Here is a 17989-nt window from a genome sequence, read left to right as displayed (position 1 = left end):
TCAAATCAACCGTCAGACAAGCCAGAAACGCTGAAAATCGAGCAATTTCAACCGGAAGTGCTAGGGAGTGACCCGCTCATACACCAGCCATCTCAGAGAAATTGGGGGCCGTTGTTGCTCCCCCAGGGGGAAGAGTCGATCGCCCGTGGCCCAGGGATCCAACCACGCTCGGGCCGCCAAGGCTTCCGGGGGCAAGTGTTCCCGCTCATAGGCCAAGGCCGGCTCGTCGGACACCACCCGCAGGGGCAACGAGGCGATCGCCCGGGCTAGCTCCGCTGGCTGCAACAGGAAACTATCCGTTACGTAGGATAGCTGCCGCGCCAGCGGCGTGGGGTCATAGCCATCGGTGGTAACAAAGCAATCCATCACGATTTTGCCGCCGGGCCGCAATGCCGGAGCCAGCTTGGCCAACAGGTGTGCCAGTTGGGCCGGGTCGCTGAAATATTGCACCACGCCGGTCAGAACGATCAGACCGTAGCGATCGAGCTTGGGGGTGAACGCCGGGTCGCGAATATCCTGCTCAATCAGGTCGATCGCCACACCTGCATCCTTGGCCAGTTGGCGAATGGTGTCGAGCATTTCGGGGGTGAACTCGATCGCATCCACCAGGTGACCTTGTTGGGCCAGGGCGATCGCATTGCGCCCCGTCCCGGCTCCCACATCCAGCACCGGAATTGTGGCGGCGGGGGCTTGATCCCTAAGGGTCGCTGCCAAATCCAACACCTTGGCATCGGGATAGCGATCGCAGTCCTGGGGTGGACGATATTGCAAAAACAGCTTGGCCCGATCGCTGTAGGAAATCGCCACCGGCCGAATATCCCAAACCAGACCCCGATGGGGGGGCGGAGCCGGTGAATAGCGCACCAGCAACTGCGAATAGGGAGAAGCCGCAAACCCTTCCTCCACATTTTGGGCCACCGTGGCTCGCACCCGCGCCATTTCCTCCGGCGAAAAGGGATAGCCCAACACGGCGGCCAACATCTCCAGCCGCCGCACATGCAAATCGATCATCCCCGGCACACAAAGCAGGGCCAATTCCCCACGGGAGGCCTCCCAGGCGTGGGCCCCTTGCAGCAGAGCGCGATCGAGCCGATCGGGATCCGTAACCACAGTTGGCGCGATCGGCTCTTCAGGAGCGCTGGTTTCTGCCGAGTTCGGGAGCAAGGGTGAGTTAGGAGATGAATCAATCACGCAGCCAGATTCCAAAAATTGTGCAAACGCAACCCGTCGGTTCCCAAGGTGTCCTGATTTTCCCAACCAGATCAACAGAACTAGGCTGAATTGGGTTGCCGTAGCTGTTGAAGAACCTTGGTTGATTGCGATTGTACTGTTGATTAACCCTTGTCAGGAAAGCTGATGGGGCAATCTTTTGGCGCAATCTTGGGGGAGCGATCGGACCAGGGCCACCAAAGCGCAATTGCCTTGCGATCGCGATCGCACCACTCACCCCCACTCGATCGCATCTCCCCTAGGGCAATTTCACAACTGGCTACGGATAGCGATCGCCGCAAAACCATCTGAAAACCACGATTCTTTAGACGAACCGGTCGCGACAATTGCTAACCCCGATGCTTTTGGGGTGAATTTCGCGGCTCGGTGAAATGATTTTTGGTTGCATCACACAGGTTGGAGTTGCCGTCATGACTGAAGTTCGCATGGGTAAACGCATTCAGTACACTTTGACTGAAGTGGAACGAGAAATTTTGGCCCTGGTGCAAATGCTGGCCCACAACTCCACCGCCATCAGCTCCGCCACCATTTCCGCCTGCTCTCGATATACGCGCCCGGAAGTGGAGCAAGCACTCTCTAGCTTGATGGCCGCTGGCTTGATTTGTCAGCGTTAGAGATTGGGGGTTCGCGGGCCTTGACTGGGCCCTGCTATTTGGCCCCGATTGCTTTGCTACCAATTATTTTGCTACCAATCATTTTGCCCCTGCTATTTTGTTCCTGTTTTTGATAACCTGATCGTCATGAACTATGGGTCACATCGCCCATTGTCCACCGATTTGAAGCTGCAATTGTTTAGCAATGGGTTTTAGAATGCAAACTTTAGTTTATGAAGACAAGTTGAGGCTCAATTTCAGATCAAAACAGTTAATTTCAGAACGATTAATTCTCCATACCCTAACCGCCCTAGACAAGGGGCTTAAGCCCCTTGCCCACCCACAATCCGCCAAAGGATTTTCATCCTGAGTCTAAACTGGCTTACCCTAACCGCCCCAGACAAGGGGCTTAAGCCCCTTGCCCACCCACGATCCTCCCAAGGATCTTCATCCTGTTTCTAAACTGCCTTTGAGAAACCGTTATAGGTCTGGGCACGCAGATAACGATCGAACACAGAAGCAATATTTCGCACCAACAACCGACCGATCGGGGTGATGGCGATCCGGTTGGGCATCAGGGTTAACAGACCATCGCTTTCCAGATTTCGCAAATCCAAATATTCCTGCGAAAAATGGGCTTCCAAACTGTGCTTAAAAGACAGCCCATATTTTTGGGCCAGCGCATCCCGATCGACCTGAAATTGACACATCAGCTCCATGATGATGGAACGCCGCAAAATATCATCAGCGTTCAGAGTAACCCCACGCTCGATCGGGAGCGTTTGATAGTCAATGGCTCGGTAATAATCCCGCAGGCGCTTTTGATTTTGGGTATACACATCGTTCAGCATTCCGATCGAAGTCATCCCAAACCCAATCAGGTCAGAATCGGGCTGTGTTGTATAGCCTTGGAAGTTGCGGTGAAGCTGCCCCTGGCGCTGGGCGATCGCCAATTCATCATCGGGTTTCGCAAAGTGATCCATCCCAATGAAGGTGTAGCCCGCTTCCGTGAGGGTGGCGATCGTCATTTGCAAAATGTCGAGTTTCTCTTCCGCCGATGGCAATGCATCGTAGGGAATCCGCCGCTGAATTGGTTTCATCCAAGGCACATAGGCAAAGTTGAACACTGCAATTCGATCGGGATTCAGCGCCAGGGTTTTATGCAGCGTTTCCCGGAAGGTGTTGAGATCCTGGAAAGGCAACCCATAGATTAAATCCACATTGATGCTCTCAAACTCAGCCGATCGCATCCAATCCATCGCCTGGAAAAGCATTTCTTCCGGTTGAATGCGGTTAATGGCTTCCTGAACAACAGGATTGAAGTCTTGAATGCCAAAGCTAATGCGATTGAAGCCGAGTGATCGCAAGGCAGAAACATAGGCTTCCGTGAGAGGACGCGGATTCACCTCGATCGACAGTTCTGCATCATCGGTAAATTGGAAATGTTGGTGCAGAATTTTCCAAAGATGTTGCACCTGCTCGATCGATAAATAATTTGGAGTGCCGCCTCCCCAATGCATCTGATTGACCAATCGGTCATCTGATAAATACCTTGAGACTTGCTCAATGTGCCGTTGCAAATAATCCAAATAGGTTTCTGTGACGGCCTTGTGTTGAGTAATGACCGTGTTGCAACCACAAAAATAGCAAGCCGATTCGCAAAAAGGAATGTGGCAATACAGCGAAAGGGGCGTTTTGCGATCGTTGCCACGCTGAATGGATTGGATCCAGTCTTGTTCTGGAAACTGAGTCGAAAGTTCTGTGGCGGGTGGGTAGCTGGTATAGCGAGGTAAAGAGCAATTATATTTTTGAATCAAATCTGCATCAAAGGCCAAATTTAAAGCTTGATCTAAAACTTGCATGGGTGGAGTTCCTAGCGGGATTCAAAAACACCAAACGGCAAAATACGAACAGGTCAAGAAAGGAGCGATCGCCCAGAAAATCAATAAATTAATTCACCGAGCGATCGCCCGAGCAATGGTTGTTGTGGGATGAACAGTTGATTGGCTGAGAATTCACCAACAATTGCGAGTGAACAACAGATGAATGGCGAACATGGCGGGTGATCGCTAACTCACACTCACCAATTCAGTGCTGCCCTTGCGAGATTGCAAAACCACTTCTTCAAAAATGGCGGGATTCACGGCCGCTTGAATCACCGGTTCCAAACTTTCCACCAACTGGCGATTCAAACGAAAGGCGAGGTTCGCCTCTTCAACGATGCCCGCCACTTGCGCTTCACTCAAGGGTAGTGCGTTTAAAAGATCCCGATAGCGCATCTTGAAATCCCGCTTGGCTTCGGGCGTTGGCAATGAGTCAAATTCATGCAAACGGGTTCCCTGATCGGCTGGCAAATTCAAAGCCGATCGCGCGATCGTCCGTAGGCCTTGACCGCCCGACAAATCACCCAAATAGCGCACATAGGCATGGGCGATCAACCGTTCGGGCTGCTCTGAAGCTGCCCAGTGAATCCGCATCAAATAGTTCAAGGTGATGCTGCTGGGATTAATTTTCGTTTCCCAATCTTCCCCGTAATAAAAGGCAAGATCGCGGGCTAATTGATCGCGCCGCAGCAACTCTGGAAAGTAGATTTGTCCAACGATCGGGTGATCTTTCAGCCGATCGAGTTCCGTTTCCAGGGCATCATAAACCCAATACAAATTCGCCAAAAGTTTCTGAAAAGCCTCGCGCACCACAATGCCCTTCAGAAAGCACTTCATGTAGGCCGTGTTCTCGGCGCTGGTGTGGGATTGCTGGGTTCCCTCCCGCAGGCGCGCGGCGAGTTGATGTCCGGGGGCGAGGGGTTGGGGACTGTGGCTCAGGTCGTGGCTCATGGTGGCCCGCTCCTAGGCTGCGTAAAATTCTGTTAACGATAAATAACCATATAGCGATTAAATGATTCAATAGTAGGAAATTCTCATAACTTAACAAACCAGTCCCCCGGCAGGCGGTCACCACCGACGATTCGGCTCTCCCAGCACCGCCAGCAGACCCACTTCCCGCCCCATCCCAGCGCTCAGCGCTGACAGTTGGGGGTTTCCGAGCGCCAGCGCAGACTCAACTTGAGCTTTTGTTTAGTCTTCGTTCCGTTTTGGTTCAGTCCTTAATTTCTGATCTTCGATCTTTAACCATGGTTGATTCATTGGCAAAACCCGCGATCGCCAAGCAGGTCGCAATTCAAGAAAATCTCCTGACACCACGCTTTTACACCACAAATTTTGAGGTGGCGGCGGGCCTGGATTTGTCAGCCCAAGCAACGGAACTAGAAGCGATGTTGGCGGAAATGCGCGCGGACTACAATCGCGATCACTTTGTGCGCGATCAATCGTTTAATCAGTCCTGGGATCACATTACGGGTGAGGCTCGGCAGGCGTTTATTGACTACCTGGAGCGATCGTGCGTTTCTGAATTTTCGGGGTTTTTACTCTTTAAGGAACTGTCGCGCCGCGTGAAGCAACGCAGCCCGTTGTTGGCGGAAATGTTCCAATTAATGGCGCGGGATGAGGCTCGCCATGCGGGATTTCTGAACAAGGCCATGGGAGATTTTGGCCGTACTTTGGATTTGGGACATTTAACCAAGAATCGTCAGTACACCTTCTTCCCGATCGAGTGGGTGATCTACACGGTTTATTTGTCTGAAAAAATTGGCTACTGGCGCTATATTCTGATTCATCGCCACTTGGCTGCTCATCCCGAAAATCAGTTTTATCCACTGTTCAAATACTTTGAACCTTGGTGTCAGGATGAAAATCGCCATGGAGATATCTTCAAGGCCCTCCTGCGATCGCAGCCCAGCCTGTGGCAAACCTGGCAATCGCGCCTCTGGAGCCGCTTTTTCCTGCTGACGGTGTTTGCAACCCACACCCTGACGGTACATGAGCGCGCGAATTTTTATCACACCCTAGGCATCGATCCCACGGATTTTGATGCGGAAGTGATTCGCAAAACCAACGAAACGGCGGCGCGGGCTTTCCCCTCCGTTTTGAATGTGGATCATCCAGAATTTCTCGATCGGCTCCATCAATGTTCTGATCTGAATCAGCAGATGAGTACGATCGAGAAGTCACCACAGCCCAAGTGGTTAAAGTCCCTGAAGAAGCTCCCGATTCAGGTGCAAATTTTTGGGCATTTGCTGCGTCTGTTCCTGTTACCGGGAGTGGATGCGGAAGCGCTACGGGGAACCGTTCGCTAACTGAGGTGCTAGCTGAGTTGCTAACTAGGTTTTTAACTCAGTGACCCACGCTGAATTGTCCGCGATTGAGTGCTTTCCTCGGCCGGTGCTGCGATCGACTTTGATGCTTGATGATCATTTTCAAAGCATGAAGCATGAGAGCGATCGTTAACTGGTCAAGTTCTCTAAATCTTTGGTGGAATTTTGGTGGTTGAGGGGCTTCGGCCCCTTTTTTTATGGAAGAATTTGAAATTTCTGCACGAGAATAGTAAATAAAACGATCAATTTAGGGCGCACATCAGTGCGCCCCTACCTTAGATTTGTTGGGTTAGCGTGCTTGAGTTCCTGTCGATTGGGATTGATTGCCCAAACACGATCCCAGTTGCCTAGGCCGGAACGGTCGATCGAGTGCGGCGGGCATCTTGCATCGATCGCACGAATTTTTCAAACAGATAATCGGCATCGTGGGGGCCGGGGCTAGCTTCTGGGTGATATTGCACCGAAAACAGCGGCAATTGGCGGTGGCGCAAGCCCGCGATCGTTCGATCGTTCAGGTTCAAATGCGTCACTTCCACCTCCCCTTCCGTTAGGGAACCATCGGAAATAGCGAAGCTGTGGTTTTGGCTGGTAATTTCCACCTGCTGCCCCGCAAAGCCGGCCGGTTGGTTCAGGCCGCGGTGACCAAACTTGAGCTTGAAGGTTTCGGCTCCCAGGGCCAAACCCAAAATTTGGTGACCCATGCAAATGCCAAACATGGGCTTGTTGGCATTCACCAGTTGTTGCACCGTTTCAATACCTTCGGTGACAGCGGACGGGTCGCCGGGGCCGTTCGAGAGAAAAATCCCATCGGGATTGAATCCCAAAATGGTGTCGATCGGGGTGCTGGCGGGCACCACAATGATGCGGCAACCAAAACTCGCCAACCGGCGCAGAATATTCCGCTTCACACCAAAATCCAGCGCCACCACCGTCAACGGCTGATCACCCGTGGTGGCCTTGGCCGCCTCCGTCGCCGGGTTAAATTCCCATTCCGGTTGGGTTCCTTCCGTCCACTCGTAAATTTCCGCCGTGGTGACTTCCTTCACCAGGTTCAAGCCCGCCATGCTCGGGGTTTGTTGCACCAACCGCAGCAGATCTGCTGGATCCAAAATTTCCGTGGAAATTGCCCCGTTCATGGCCCCCACGGCCCGAATTTTGCGGACGATCGCCCGAGTATCAACCCCGTAGATCCCTGGAATATCATGGCGGGCCATGTAGTCCGGCAGGGCCTCGGTCGATCGCCAGTTGCTCGGCCGGCGAGACACGTTGCGGGCGATCGCCCCGCACACATAGGGGCGATCGGACTCCTCATCTTCCGGGTTGATGCCAACGTTGCCCAACTCCGGATAGGTGAACAGCACAATCTGGCCGCAATAGCTCGGATCGGTCAGCACCTCCTGATAGCCAGTCATGCCGGTGTTAAAGACGACTTCGCCAACGGTTGTGCCGGTGGCTCCGAAGCTGCGACCCAAATAGGCGCTGCCATCGGCCAAGACTAAAAGCGCTGGGCGATCGGAAGTTGAAGACATGGTGAGCAATGCCTGTGCAGCAGTCGATGAAGTGGGCATAAAATCAAGTCTATATAGAATCATTTCTGGCCCGCGAGTGCTATCAAATTCGACAGTTTTCTATAGGATTTTGGGAAACCTAGGAAAAAATATTGGGGAAAGGTCAGTCTCAGAGGATGTCTGAAAAGCCAAAATCAATACTCTGCACGCCTCATTGATCGACGAAGACAAGGGGCTTAAGCCCCTTGCCCCCACGACTATTGGTGCATTGCCCGTGCCAAAAGACACTTTTCAGACATCCTCTCAGGGGTTGTTGCCTGTTCGATCGATCAAGATGTCAAGGGCTGATTTTCCCGACCCACCCCCCAAATTAAGGGGCTTTTTTGCAGTCAACGTTGCCGTTAACCTTCAAACCAAGAATCAAAGCCATGTGGAAGCAACTGTGGGCAACCTGGATTGGGCTAGGGGCGATCGCCCTGGCCGGTTGTGAGGCGCTGCCCCTTGGCTCTGCCCCGACCGCCGCGCCCGCCGAAACCAACGAAAGCGCCCCCGCCCCGATCGCCGCGAAGCCCCAAGTACCCACCACGCCCACCCCGGTGATCGACGGAGCCGCCACCTTCCAAAAGGCCCTGGACTTGGGCTATGGCGCAGCAAAGCTCACCCAATCGGCCTACATCCCAGCGGATTGGCAATATGTCATGTCCCGTTGGCAAGAGGCGATCGTGGTGCTGCAATCAGTACCGCCCCAAAGTGCCCAATATGCCCAGGCCCAAGCCAAAATCCAGGAATACCGCAGCAACTTGGCCTATGCCCGGGAGCGATCGCGCCAGCCGATCGCCCAACCCCCTGCCACCATTGCTGCCCAACCCCTGAGCGCCCCCGCCAGTAACACCACCCCAAGCAACAACGGCGGAACCCAACCGGGAGCCGCCGCCACCCCCATCCCCGTCAGCAGCCCCAGCGGCAACCCTGACACCAGCTCCAACCTGCCCGCGCCAGAAACCAGCAGCGACAGCCCAAACAGCACCGTTGCCAGTTCCGGGCCCGTCATCGCCACCATCCCCATCATTCAGCGGGTCAGTGGCATTCCCGTCATTGAAGTGACCTTCAACGGGCGCAAATTTCCCATGATGTTGGACACCGGAGCCAGCGCCACCGTGATCACCAGCAAAATGCTGTCAGCCCTCGGCATTCGGCCCCACGACAAGATTTTGGTTTCAACCCCGAGCGATCGCCGTGTCACCATGGACTTGGCCCGCATTGACACCGTGCAAGTGGAAGGCCTGTCGGTCAGCAACCTAGAAGTGGGCGTTGCACCGGCCTTGGAAATTGGGCTATTGGGTCAAAACTTTTTCGGTGGCTATGACCTGATCATTCGGGGCAATCAAATCGAGTTCCACAGTCGCGGCTAAAAGACCCAAAAATCAACAAAGACAAGGGGCTGAAGCCCCTTGCCCAAGATCATGGGGGTGAGCAGATCTACATTGAGCAGATCCACATATCCCAGCCCCATTGAATCGAGTTTTCATGAATCGAATTTGAGGACGCGCCCCAATCTCGCAAGTGGCGAGGGTTAGTGAACGATCCTATTCGTACAGCCACTTGCTGATCGTCGGAGACCAGTTGGCCAGCTCCTCATCCTTGAACCACAATGCGATTTCGCGCTGGGCCGTTTCCACTGCATCGGAACCATGGATCAGGTTGCGGCCAATGTTGACCCCAAAGTCACCCCGGATTGTGCCCGGATTGGCGGTCAGGGGGTTGGTGGCCCCAATGATTTGGCGGGCCGATGCCACCACGCCGTCACCTTCCCACACCATCGCCACCACGGGGCCGGAGGTGATGAATTCCACCAAGCCAGCAAAGAAGGGGCGCTCGCGATGTACCGAGTAGTGCTCTTCAGCTAGCTCGCGGCTCACGTTCAGCAGCTTGAGACCCACGAGGGTGAAGCCTTTGACTTCAAAACGCTTGATGATTTCACCAATCAGACCGCGCTGCACGCCATCGGGTTTGATGGCAATAAACGTACGTTCCACGACTTGCACTCCTCAAGAAAGGGAAAAATAATAGGGGCGGGAAATTTTTGCCCTTCTAATAGTGCAAAAAAATGGGCCAGTTTGGTCAGGATCGATCGCCGGGACTGTCGATTAGGGCTTTGCGGATGACTTCACAGGTCGCCCTAGGGCTGCGGGGGTATAACCAAAAGTTAACCGAATCCTTACCCCACCGGGATTGCCGCCCTTTTGATTGGAATTAGGATACACTGAGAAGCTGGTTTATCTTAGTCCGGTCATTGCCGGTCATTATCAATCAAGCAGACCCGCTGCTAGCTGGACTGTCGTCTGGAGGTTGACGAAAAATGGGGATCGATTTGACGGTCGAGACTGCCACGGCGGAATCGACGATCGCCCAGGCCGAAAGTCCAATGGTGGACGGGTCGGTTACTGCAAAGGAAACGGAAGAATCAGCCCGCAGTGACCGGGGCGGACGACGCAAGCGCGGAATGCGGGCCGATGCACGCACGGCAATTCAGGGTTTAACGGAATTGGCACAAAAAACAAATAGCGTGACCGGGGAACGTCCCTGGACGATCGAGGACAGCGAAGCCACCTATCGCATTCGGGCATGGGGTGAGCCGTATTTTTCGATTAATGCGGCGGGTCACGTGACGGTTTCGCCAAAAGCGGAGCGCGGCGGGGCGATCGACTTGCACGAACTCGTTGAAGCGCTCAAGCAGCGAAATTTGGGTTTGCCTCTGTTGATTCGGTTCACGGATATTTTGGCCGATCGCATTGAACGGCTCACGGCGGTTTTTGCTAAGGCGATCGCCAAGTACAAATACGCCGGGGGCTATAAGGGCGTGTTCCCCGTCAAGTGCAACCAGCAGCGCCACTTGATTGAAGACCTGGTGGAATTTGGCCAGCCCTATCAATTTGGGCTGGAAGCCGGGTCAAAGCCAGAATTGATGATCGCCCTGGCGATGTTGACCACCCCGGGAGCCATGCTGATTTGCAATGGCTACAAGGATCGGGAATATATCGAAACGGCAATCTTGGCCCAGCGCTTGGGCAAAACGCCCGTCATTGTGCTGGAGCAGGTGGAAGAGGTGAAACTGGCCATCTCCGCCAGTCAACGGTTAGGCATCAAGCCGATTTTGGGTGTCCGGGCCAAGCTGAATGCGAAGGGCGTGGGCCGCTGGGGAGATTCGGCGGGCGATCGGGCAAAATTTGGCCTGACGATTCCGGAAATTCTGGGCGCGGTGGATCAACTGCGCCAAGCGGATATGCTCGACTGTTTGCAGTTGCTGCATTTCCACATTGGTTCTCAGATCTCCTCAATCAGTGTGATTAAGGATGCGATCCGCGAAGCCAGCCAGATTTATGTGGAACTGCATGAACTGGGTGCGGGGATGCAATACCTGGATGTGGGAGGCGGCTTGGGGATCGACTATGACGGTTCCAAGACGAATTTCCACGCTTCCACCAACTACACGCTGCAAAATTACGCCGATGACATTGTGGCGGCGGTGAATGATACCTGTTCGTCGCGAGGGGTGAAGGTTCCCACCCTCATTAGCGAGAGCGGGCGGGCGGTGGCTTCGCACCAGTCGGTGTTGGTGTTTGATGTGTTGAGTGTGAGCCAAATGGCTTTCACGGAGCCGCAACCCTCGGAACCGGAAGACCACGCAGCCCTCAAGAGCCTCTACGAAACCTATTCGTTGATCGATCGGGACAACTATCAAGAGATGTTCCACGATGCAACGCAAACTCGGGATGAGGCCTTGAGCCTGTTTAGTTTTGGTTATTTGAGCCTGACCGATCGCGCCAAAATTGAGCGGTTGTATTGGGCTTGCTGCACCAAGATTCGGGAAATTGTCCGCAAGGAAGATTATGTGCCCGATGATTTGGAATACCTAGAACAGATGATGTCGTCGATTTACTACATCAATATGTCGGTGTTTCAGTCGGCCCCGGATACTTGGGCGATCGGGCAACTTTTCCCGATCGCGCCGATCCACCGCCTCGATGAGGAACCCACCGAGCGGGGAATTTTGGCGGATCTCACCTGCGACAGCGACGGCAAAATCGACCAATTCATCGATTTGCGCGACGTGAAAAACGTGTTGGAACTGCACGCCCTAAAGCCGGTTGATCCCAGTCAACAGGAGTCCTATGGAGATCGGGAATATGAACCCTACTACCTGGGCATGTTCCTAAATGGCGCTTATCAGGAAATTATGGGCAGTTTGCACAATCTGTTTGGCGACACCAACACCGTTCATATCCACCTCACCCCCAAGGGCTACCGCATTGAGCATGTGGTGAGGGGTGACACCATGAAGGAAGCCCTCAGCTACGTGCAATACGAGCCGGAGGATTTGGTGGAAAGTATGCGCCGGCAAGCGGAGCAAGCCATGCAGGAAAAACATATTTCCTTGCGGGAGTCGCAACTGCTGCTACAAAACTATGAGCGCAGCCTTCAGGGCTATACCTACCTCGCGCCTTAGTTGGATTAGTTGGATCAGAGTTTTCAGGGGCGGCGTTGCGGGGAGCTGAACTCGATCTGGCTCCGGTTCCCCGATTCGTGCCTCTGACTCCCCCGTGACTCATGACGGTGCTCATCAAGATGGTGGCCAAGCGGCAGTAACAGCCGTTTGTCCACCGTTTTGGTCGGCAGTTTCTACCAAGAATCTTGGCCCGAAGTTTTTACTGAAAGTCTTCGCCGGAGCCAAATCACGGCCGCTGCAAAGTCGTAGGGGCAAGGGGTTTAAACCCCTTGTCTGGGATGGTTGCGCCTCTAGGGTTTGGCCTTTAGGCGGGTGATCTGGGCGAATGATTACGTTTGGGGCGAATGAATCGAGGAACAATGCAAGATTTTGGCCGTGCGCCTAGGCCGCTTCGCAGACGATCGGGCCCATTTGCGATCGAGCAATCACCATTTCGCCATGGCCAGGAATCCAGACCGTCCAGGCTTCATCCTCATGCTCACAAAGCAACAGCGCCCGATCGTGGCAGGTATCATTCGGCAACCAGAGCAGATCAACCCAGCAGCGCTCCTGAGGGCGGGCAAGGTTAGCCGCGGCCGTCCAAGTTGTGGGGCTGTAGGAACGGGTGACGCGATCGCTCAGTTGCATGGCCTCAACTCCTTTGGACATCAACGCCCAGCTTAAAAGACCAGTCTTTTTCTGTATCCAAAGCTACGGAATTGTCATCAGACCTGTCAATGTTCCGTTGAAGAACGTTACAGATGCCCATGAGGTCGCCTGCTTTCCCATGAAGAACGTTACAGATTCAATCGCGATCGCCTGTTTTCCCGTCGATCCCTAACGGGCTGCCCCCACCAGGGAAAAGGCCGCCCAATTCACCGGATCCGGGTGACGCTGTTGGGTATCCAGCATGGCCGCCCGCAGGGCCGCGGCCCGATCGCCCGACTTCAAAAATTCCCGGTAGAACGTCAACATCAACTCCGAAGTGGGCTGATCCGGCACTGCCCAAAGGGAAACAACCGTGCTGGGCGCACCCGCCACAATAAACGCCCGCGACAGCCCGATCGCCCCATCGCTAGTGAGTCGCCCCCGTCCCGTATCGCAGGCACTCAGCACCACCAACTGCGCCTTTAGCTTCAGGTTCAAGATTTCCTCGGTGGTCAGGAATCCATCTTGGTCATCCCCTTCCGGATTGGGGCTGGGAGCCAACGCCAAAGCCCCCGGAACCGCCGGAATGACCCCCTCGCCGAAGTAGTCATCCAGCAGGCCATGGGTGGCAAGGTGAATAATTTGGGATTCTTCCATCCGGGCGGTGACGGCGGTTTCGGTGGCCGCTGCGCCCTCCAGGGGCTGAGTGTTCAGCAATTGGGCGATCGCCCGGGCCTCCAAGCTGGCTCCCGGCAAGGGGGCCAAGGAGCGCTCCTGGTCGCCCAAGTTGCGATCGGGAATTTGGGGCATGGTCGGGTTACCCACCACCAAAGCCGGGCCGCGCAGGGGTTGGGGTTGTCCCGCCGATAGTGGGGGCAGTTGGCTGCTGGCCAGGGCCAACACGCGAATGGAAGGAGAGACCGACAGGGTGTGATTTTGGATCAGGTATTGGCCATCGGCATTGCGCAGGGCCGCAAAGGGCACTAAAAACAGCGTGCCTTGGGGAATAAACACCACCCGATCGCTCGGCTCCTTGGGCAACAGATCGACGATCGGTTCAATCAACAGGCTATGGAGTTGGCGCAGGCTGGGCAACTGTTGAAAGGTCACCTTGCTGCGGCTGCGGCTCACCAAATCGTTCAAGGGAACGGGATGAGGCTGGTTTTCGGCCTGGGGTAACTGGCCGCGCCGAAAGTGAATTTGTCCCTCGGGCGACACCACCCAAATATTCACCTTGTCCGGTGGCGGCGGGTTGAGGGCGCTGGTTTGGGGCTTGGCGGTGGTTAATTGGCAGGACTTGCTGTAGATGCTGCAATAGGTCGTGCTGTCCTCTTGCTGAACCGCGTAGATCACCAGGGTGGCCCGCTGCGATCGGGCTGTGGCCTGGATGCTTTCCACCGACACAGCGGAATCGGGGTTAGCCAAACGACCTTGGGCAGCCAATTTCCCCATCATCAAGTCCAAAAACACGCGTGATCGCCCCTGTTCTGACACCACCAGGGCCTGTTCCGGGCGGTTTTGAGCCAAGTACACATCCTGAAGCCGTTGATTGACTTGAGTTTGCAGCTCCATGAACCCCACCTTGAAATAATCCTCGCCAATGAAGGTTTGCACCAGCTCATCCCAACCTTCGCTCGCTTGGGTGAGGACGCTGGCTGCTCGGTTCAAATCGCCGGATTGGTGTAGAGCCAACCCCAAATCACTGAGCACCTCCACGCGGCCCCGTCGATCGTTCACCGTTTGGGCAATGTTCAGCGCCGCTTCATAGGATTTGATGGCCGCGCCCCAGTTGCCTTGGGCCGCTTGGGCCAGGCCGATCGAGCGCTGGGCCGCATATTTCAATCGGGGGCTGGGGGCAATTTCCCAGGCCTGTTCTGCCGCTGCGATCGCCGCTGTAAAGTTGCCTTGGTTCAGGTCAAGGGCGCTGCTCAGTTGCCAAAACTCCGGCTCCCACAGCCGATTGCTGACCCCTTTCAGGTCTTGGCGGGCTTCGTTCAGGTAGCGGCGAGCCTGGGCATAGTCTCCCGCACCGATCAGGCCTTGCACCATGGTGATCAAGGCTCCTAAGCGCCGAACGGGTGTGGCCGTTTGCAGCGGATCGTTGAGCACCTCCAAGCTGTCGAGCATTCCGGTGGCATAGTCGCCAATGGCGATCGCCCCCTTGGCGCGATCGATCAAAGCCGCATGGTAAAAGGGGCCACCAGCGGAAGCCTGTAACCGTTGTTGATAAAACTCCAGGGCTTTCAGATAATCTGCCCGTTCATAGTGAACATTGCCAATGATCCCCAAGGCTACCGATTCCGCACTGGCCGATCGCTCCTGCCGCGCCAGGTTCAGCGCCTGGAATCCCCAATCGATCGCCTGATCCAATTGCCCCCGCTGAAAGGTGACCATAGCCAACTGGGCCATGGTCACCGCCGCGCCCGCCCCATCCCGATCGCGCCGATAAATTCCCAGGGCTTGTTCCCAGGTGGTCTGGGCTTCCGGCAACCGACCTTGGCCCAACAGGTTCACGCCCTGCTCCAACAGGCGATCGCCCTCCGCCGAATTTGGTTGCTCCTGAATCAGAATTGCCGGCCCCTCCTTGGGCAGCGGGCCACCGTAGCCAATCACCCCCGCCATTTCGGCCCCATCGATGTTGGCTCCGTCCAGCTTGGCTCCGGTCAAATTCGCCCCATTCAAATCGGCCCCAAACAGAATTGCCCCCGTTAGATCAGCATTGGTCAAATTCGCCCGGTTTAACTCCGCCCAAGACAAATCGGCTCCCATCAACTTTGCCTCTGTCAGGTTCGCTCCGTTGAAACTGACTCTGGACAAGTCCACGCCGCTGAGGTCAACCCCCGCCAAATCCGTGCCATCTAGATCGCAATCCTCCAGGATGGCTGATCGCAAATTCACCCCCTGCAAATTCGCCCTCGACAGGGTGGCATCTTCCAAATTGGCTCCCGTCAAGTTAGCCCCGGCCAAGTTGGCACGCCAAGCCAAAACCGACTTCAGATTGGCCCCCGATAAGTTCGCGCCCCGCAAATCGGCCCCGCTCAGGTTGGCATAGCTCATCCGTTGGCCACTGAGATCCGCCCCCGACAGATCACAGCCCTCGCATTGATTGGTGGCAAACAATTGGCGCAAATGCTCGGGATTAAAGGCCCAGGCGCGATCGCCCCCGCTCCCCAAACAACTTCCCCACAACAGCAGCACCAGCAACCGATTACCAGAGCGATGGAGCCAAGTTGCCATGGGAGTTGTCCTTGGGTTACTAAGAGGAGAGCTGAGAAACCAGTGACGCGGCAGTTAATCGCAGGCAAGGTTGAATCGACCTCGGCAGAACGATTAGGTTACGCGCAACTCAGCACAGTCTTAATCCAAAAAACAGCGGCAATTCAAGAGCGACAATTCAAGACAACGACCTTTCGCTTCAGCCGCTCAAGATAGGCTTCCGACCATCGCAAAGCACTGCATCCCAATGGGCAATCGTTTGGCCAATCAGTGACCAATCAGCGGCCAGGGTCACTTGGCATGATGTAGTTTTGTATAAGGTTACACAGTTTTGGCGAAATACTGAGAATTAGACCCCAAAACCCATCTAGGATAGGAATAGGTATTCGATGAGAAATGGATCAGCAATGACTGGCCATTAACTTTTCAATCGTTTCTTTAATTATTTTTTCAATCATTATTGATCGGTTCTCAATCGTTGGTTTTTGGCTATTGCTTCAACGCTGTTTTGGCATGATTAGCTCATCACTAATTGACTTTTAACAAATACTTCAATCAATCTTTAACTCACTTTAACTCAGAACAGAATTGGTACTTGATCAATCCTTAAGCGATTTTGGGTCAGTGCAGAATCGGTTCTGATGGGACATGGACGAAGTAGGAGGTGTCCAGTGGCCATTGCAACTGTCAATCCCACAACCGGGCAGTGGGTTCAACGTTTTGAACCGCTCACGGATCAGGCATTAGCCGCCAAACTGGATTTAGCCGATCGCGCCTTTCAGGCTTACCAAACTGTCCCGATCGCCCAACGAGCAGCCTGGTTAAACCAAGTGGCCGATCGCCTGGAAACGGACTGCGAAGCCCTCGCCCGGCTGGCTGTTTTGGAAATGGGAAAACCCCTAACCGCAGCGATCGGGGAAGTGCAAAAATGCGCCGCCGTTTGTCGTTTTTATGCCGATCGAGCAGCCGAATTCTTAGCGGATGAAATGGTTGAAACCGATGCTCATCGCAGCTTTATTCGGTATCAACCCTTGGGCATCGTTTTGGCCGTCATGCCTTGGAATTTTCCCTATTGGCAAGTGTTTCGCTTTGCTGCTCCGGCCCTGATGGCCGGCAATGGGGCCCTGCTGAAACATGCGTCCAATGTGCCGCAGGTGGCCCAAAAGCTAGAGGACTTATTTTTGGCGGGAGGGTTTCCGGCGGGCATCTTCCAAACCTTGCTGATTGGGAGCGATCGGGTGGCGGCCCTGGTGGCGGATCCGCGAATCGCGGCGGCCACCCTCACCGGCAGCGAAGGGGCAGGCAGCGCCCTGGCGAGCCATTGCGGAACCCACCTCAAAAAAACCCTGTTGGAGTTGGGCGGCAGCGATCCGCTGATCGTTTGCCCCAGTGCCGATTTTGAGCAAGCGGTGGCCACGGCCGTCGCGTCTCGAATGCTGAACAACGGCCAAACCTGCATCGCCGCCAAGCGATTCATCACCGTGGGATCGATCGGGCCGGCCTTTGAAGCGGCCGTTGCCCAAGCCTTTGCTCAGTTGGTGGTTGGCGATCCGGGCGATCGCGCAACCCAACTCGGCCCCCTGGCCACGGCCCAAATTCTGGAGGAGTTGGCAGACCAGGTGAACCGGGCGATCTCTACCGGGGCCCGGGTGGTGGTTGGGGGCGATCGGGCCGCCTTGCTCGATCGCCTGCCGCCCTCCCTGCAAGGTGGGCACTTCTATCCCCCAACCCTGCTGGCGGACTTGCCCCCCAACGCCCCGATCGCCCAAGAGGAATTCTTTGGCCCCGTTGCCCTCCTATTTCACACCGAAACCCTCGACCAGGCGATCGCCCTAGCCAACAACACGCCCTTCGGCTTGGGGGCCAGCATTTGGACTACGGATTCTTCAGAAATTGAGCAAGGAATTCAACAACTACAAGCGGGTGCTGTGTTTGTGAATAGCCTGGTGAAATCGGATCCGCGATTGCCCTTTGGCGGCATCAAACGTTCCGGCTATGGTCGCGAACTGGCTCGTCAGGGCATGTTGGAATTTATGAACGCCAAAACCGTTTGGGTTCACTAGGCATTTGAACATCGAAGAAGACAAGGGGCTTAAGC

General features: G+C 55.0%; 14 protein-coding genes. 7 read left to right on the top strand and 7 right to left on the bottom strand.

What is annotated here, in order from left to right; genetic code table 11:
• Window positions 1-60: 60 nt before the first annotated feature.
• On the bottom strand, window positions 61-1164 hold the full coding sequence (locus tag AC2IAX_RS03040; RefSeq protein WP_494389269.1) for a class I SAM-dependent methyltransferase: 1104 nt from the start codon (window positions 1162-1164) through the stop codon (window positions 61-63).
• A gap of 192 nt (window positions 1165-1356) precedes the next feature.
• Between AC2IAX_RS03040 and AC2IAX_RS03035 the strand changes: the two genes are divergently transcribed.
• The gene (locus AC2IAX_RS03035; RefSeq protein ID WP_494389268.1) at window positions 1357-1521 is read left to right on the top strand and encodes a hypothetical protein; all 165 of its coding nucleotides are present in this window, start codon (window positions 1357-1359) and stop codon (window positions 1519-1521) included.
• Window positions 1522-1640: 119 nt separating this feature from the next.
• Window positions 1641-1844, top strand: a complete 204-nt coding sequence (locus AC2IAX_RS03030) for a hypothetical protein (protein ID WP_099534076.1) — start codon at window positions 1641-1643, stop codon at window positions 1842-1844.
• A gap of 437 nt (window positions 1845-2281) precedes the next feature.
• Here the strand turns inward: AC2IAX_RS03030 and hemN are convergent, their stop codons facing one another.
• Window positions 2282-3685, bottom strand: coding sequence for an oxygen-independent coproporphyrinogen III oxidase (hemN, locus tag AC2IAX_RS03025; protein ID WP_494389267.1), 1404 nt, complete (start codon window positions 3683-3685; stop codon window positions 2282-2284).
• Between hemN and AC2IAX_RS03020 the strand changes: the two genes are divergently transcribed.
• Window positions 3684-3818, top strand: coding sequence for a hypothetical protein (locus AC2IAX_RS03020; protein ID WP_494389266.1), 135 nt, complete (start codon window positions 3684-3686; stop codon window positions 3816-3818). The two genes, hemN and AC2IAX_RS03020, sit on opposite strands and share 2 nt — an antisense overlap.
• Window positions 3819-3892: 74 nt before the next feature.
• On the opposite strand, the gene AC2IAX_RS03015 is transcribed toward AC2IAX_RS03020, so the two are convergent.
• Window positions 3893-4657 (bottom strand): biliverdin-producing heme oxygenase, encoded by a 765-nt coding sequence (locus AC2IAX_RS03015; protein ID WP_494389265.1) that lies wholly within the window; start codon window positions 4655-4657, stop codon window positions 3893-3895.
• Between the two features lie 296 nt (window positions 4658-4953).
• On the opposite strand from AC2IAX_RS03015, the gene acsF reads away from it, so the two are divergent.
• Window positions 4954-6015 (top strand): magnesium-protoporphyrin IX monomethyl ester (oxidative) cyclase, encoded by a 1062-nt coding sequence (gene acsF / locus AC2IAX_RS03010; RefSeq protein WP_494389264.1) that lies wholly within the window; start codon window positions 4954-4956, stop codon window positions 6013-6015.
• Window positions 6016-6380: 365 nt separating this feature from the next.
• On the opposite strand, the gene carA is transcribed toward acsF, so the two are convergent.
• On the bottom strand, window positions 6381-7562 hold the full coding sequence (carA, locus tag AC2IAX_RS03005; protein ID WP_494389263.1) for a glutamine-hydrolyzing carbamoyl-phosphate synthase small subunit: 1182 nt from the start codon (window positions 7560-7562) through the stop codon (window positions 6381-6383).
• A 407-nt stretch (window positions 7563-7969) separates the two neighbouring features.
• On the opposite strand from carA, the gene AC2IAX_RS03000 reads away from it, so the two are divergent.
• Window positions 7970-8953: a retropepsin-like aspartic protease family protein gene (locus AC2IAX_RS03000; RefSeq protein WP_494389262.1), complete on the top strand. Its 984-nt coding sequence runs from the start codon at window positions 7970-7972 to the stop codon at window positions 8951-8953.
• A gap of 174 nt (window positions 8954-9127) precedes the next feature.
• Here the strand turns inward: AC2IAX_RS03000 and ndk are convergent, their stop codons facing one another.
• Entirely contained in the window at window positions 9128-9577 is a 450-nt protein-coding gene (ndk, locus tag AC2IAX_RS02995; RefSeq protein WP_099533180.1) for a nucleoside-diphosphate kinase, read from the bottom strand.
• 323 nt (window positions 9578-9900) lie between these two features.
• Between ndk and speA the strand changes: the two genes are divergently transcribed.
• The gene (gene speA / locus AC2IAX_RS02990; protein WP_494389261.1) at window positions 9901-12048 is read left to right on the top strand and encodes a biosynthetic arginine decarboxylase; all 2148 of its coding nucleotides are present in this window, start codon (window positions 9901-9903) and stop codon (window positions 12046-12048) included.
• A gap of 381 nt (window positions 12049-12429) precedes the next feature.
• Here speA and AC2IAX_RS02985 read toward each other — a convergent pair whose 3' ends face one another.
• Both AC2IAX_RS02985 and AC2IAX_RS02980 read right to left on the bottom strand, forming a co-directional pair.
• Complete coding sequence (locus AC2IAX_RS02985; RefSeq protein WP_494389260.1) at window positions 12430-12696, bottom strand: hypothetical protein; 267 nt, start codon at window positions 12694-12696, stop codon at window positions 12430-12432.
• Window positions 12697-12864: 168 nt separating this feature from the next.
• The gene (locus AC2IAX_RS02980; RefSeq protein ID WP_494389259.1) at window positions 12865-15912 is read right to left on the bottom strand and encodes a CHAT domain-containing protein; all 3048 of its coding nucleotides are present in this window, start codon (window positions 15910-15912) and stop codon (window positions 12865-12867) included.
• A 650-nt stretch (window positions 15913-16562) separates the two neighbouring features.
• Between AC2IAX_RS02980 and AC2IAX_RS02975 the strand changes: the two genes are divergently transcribed.
• Window positions 16563-17954, top strand: coding sequence for an NAD-dependent succinate-semialdehyde dehydrogenase (locus AC2IAX_RS02975; protein WP_494389258.1), 1392 nt, complete (start codon window positions 16563-16565; stop codon window positions 17952-17954).
• Window positions 17955-17989: the final 35 nt, after the last annotated feature.

The organism is Limnothrix sp. HT2024 (assembly GCF_059138625.1).
Note: the sequence above shows the minus strand (reverse complement) of the source record. Positions and strands in the feature narration are given on the sequence as shown.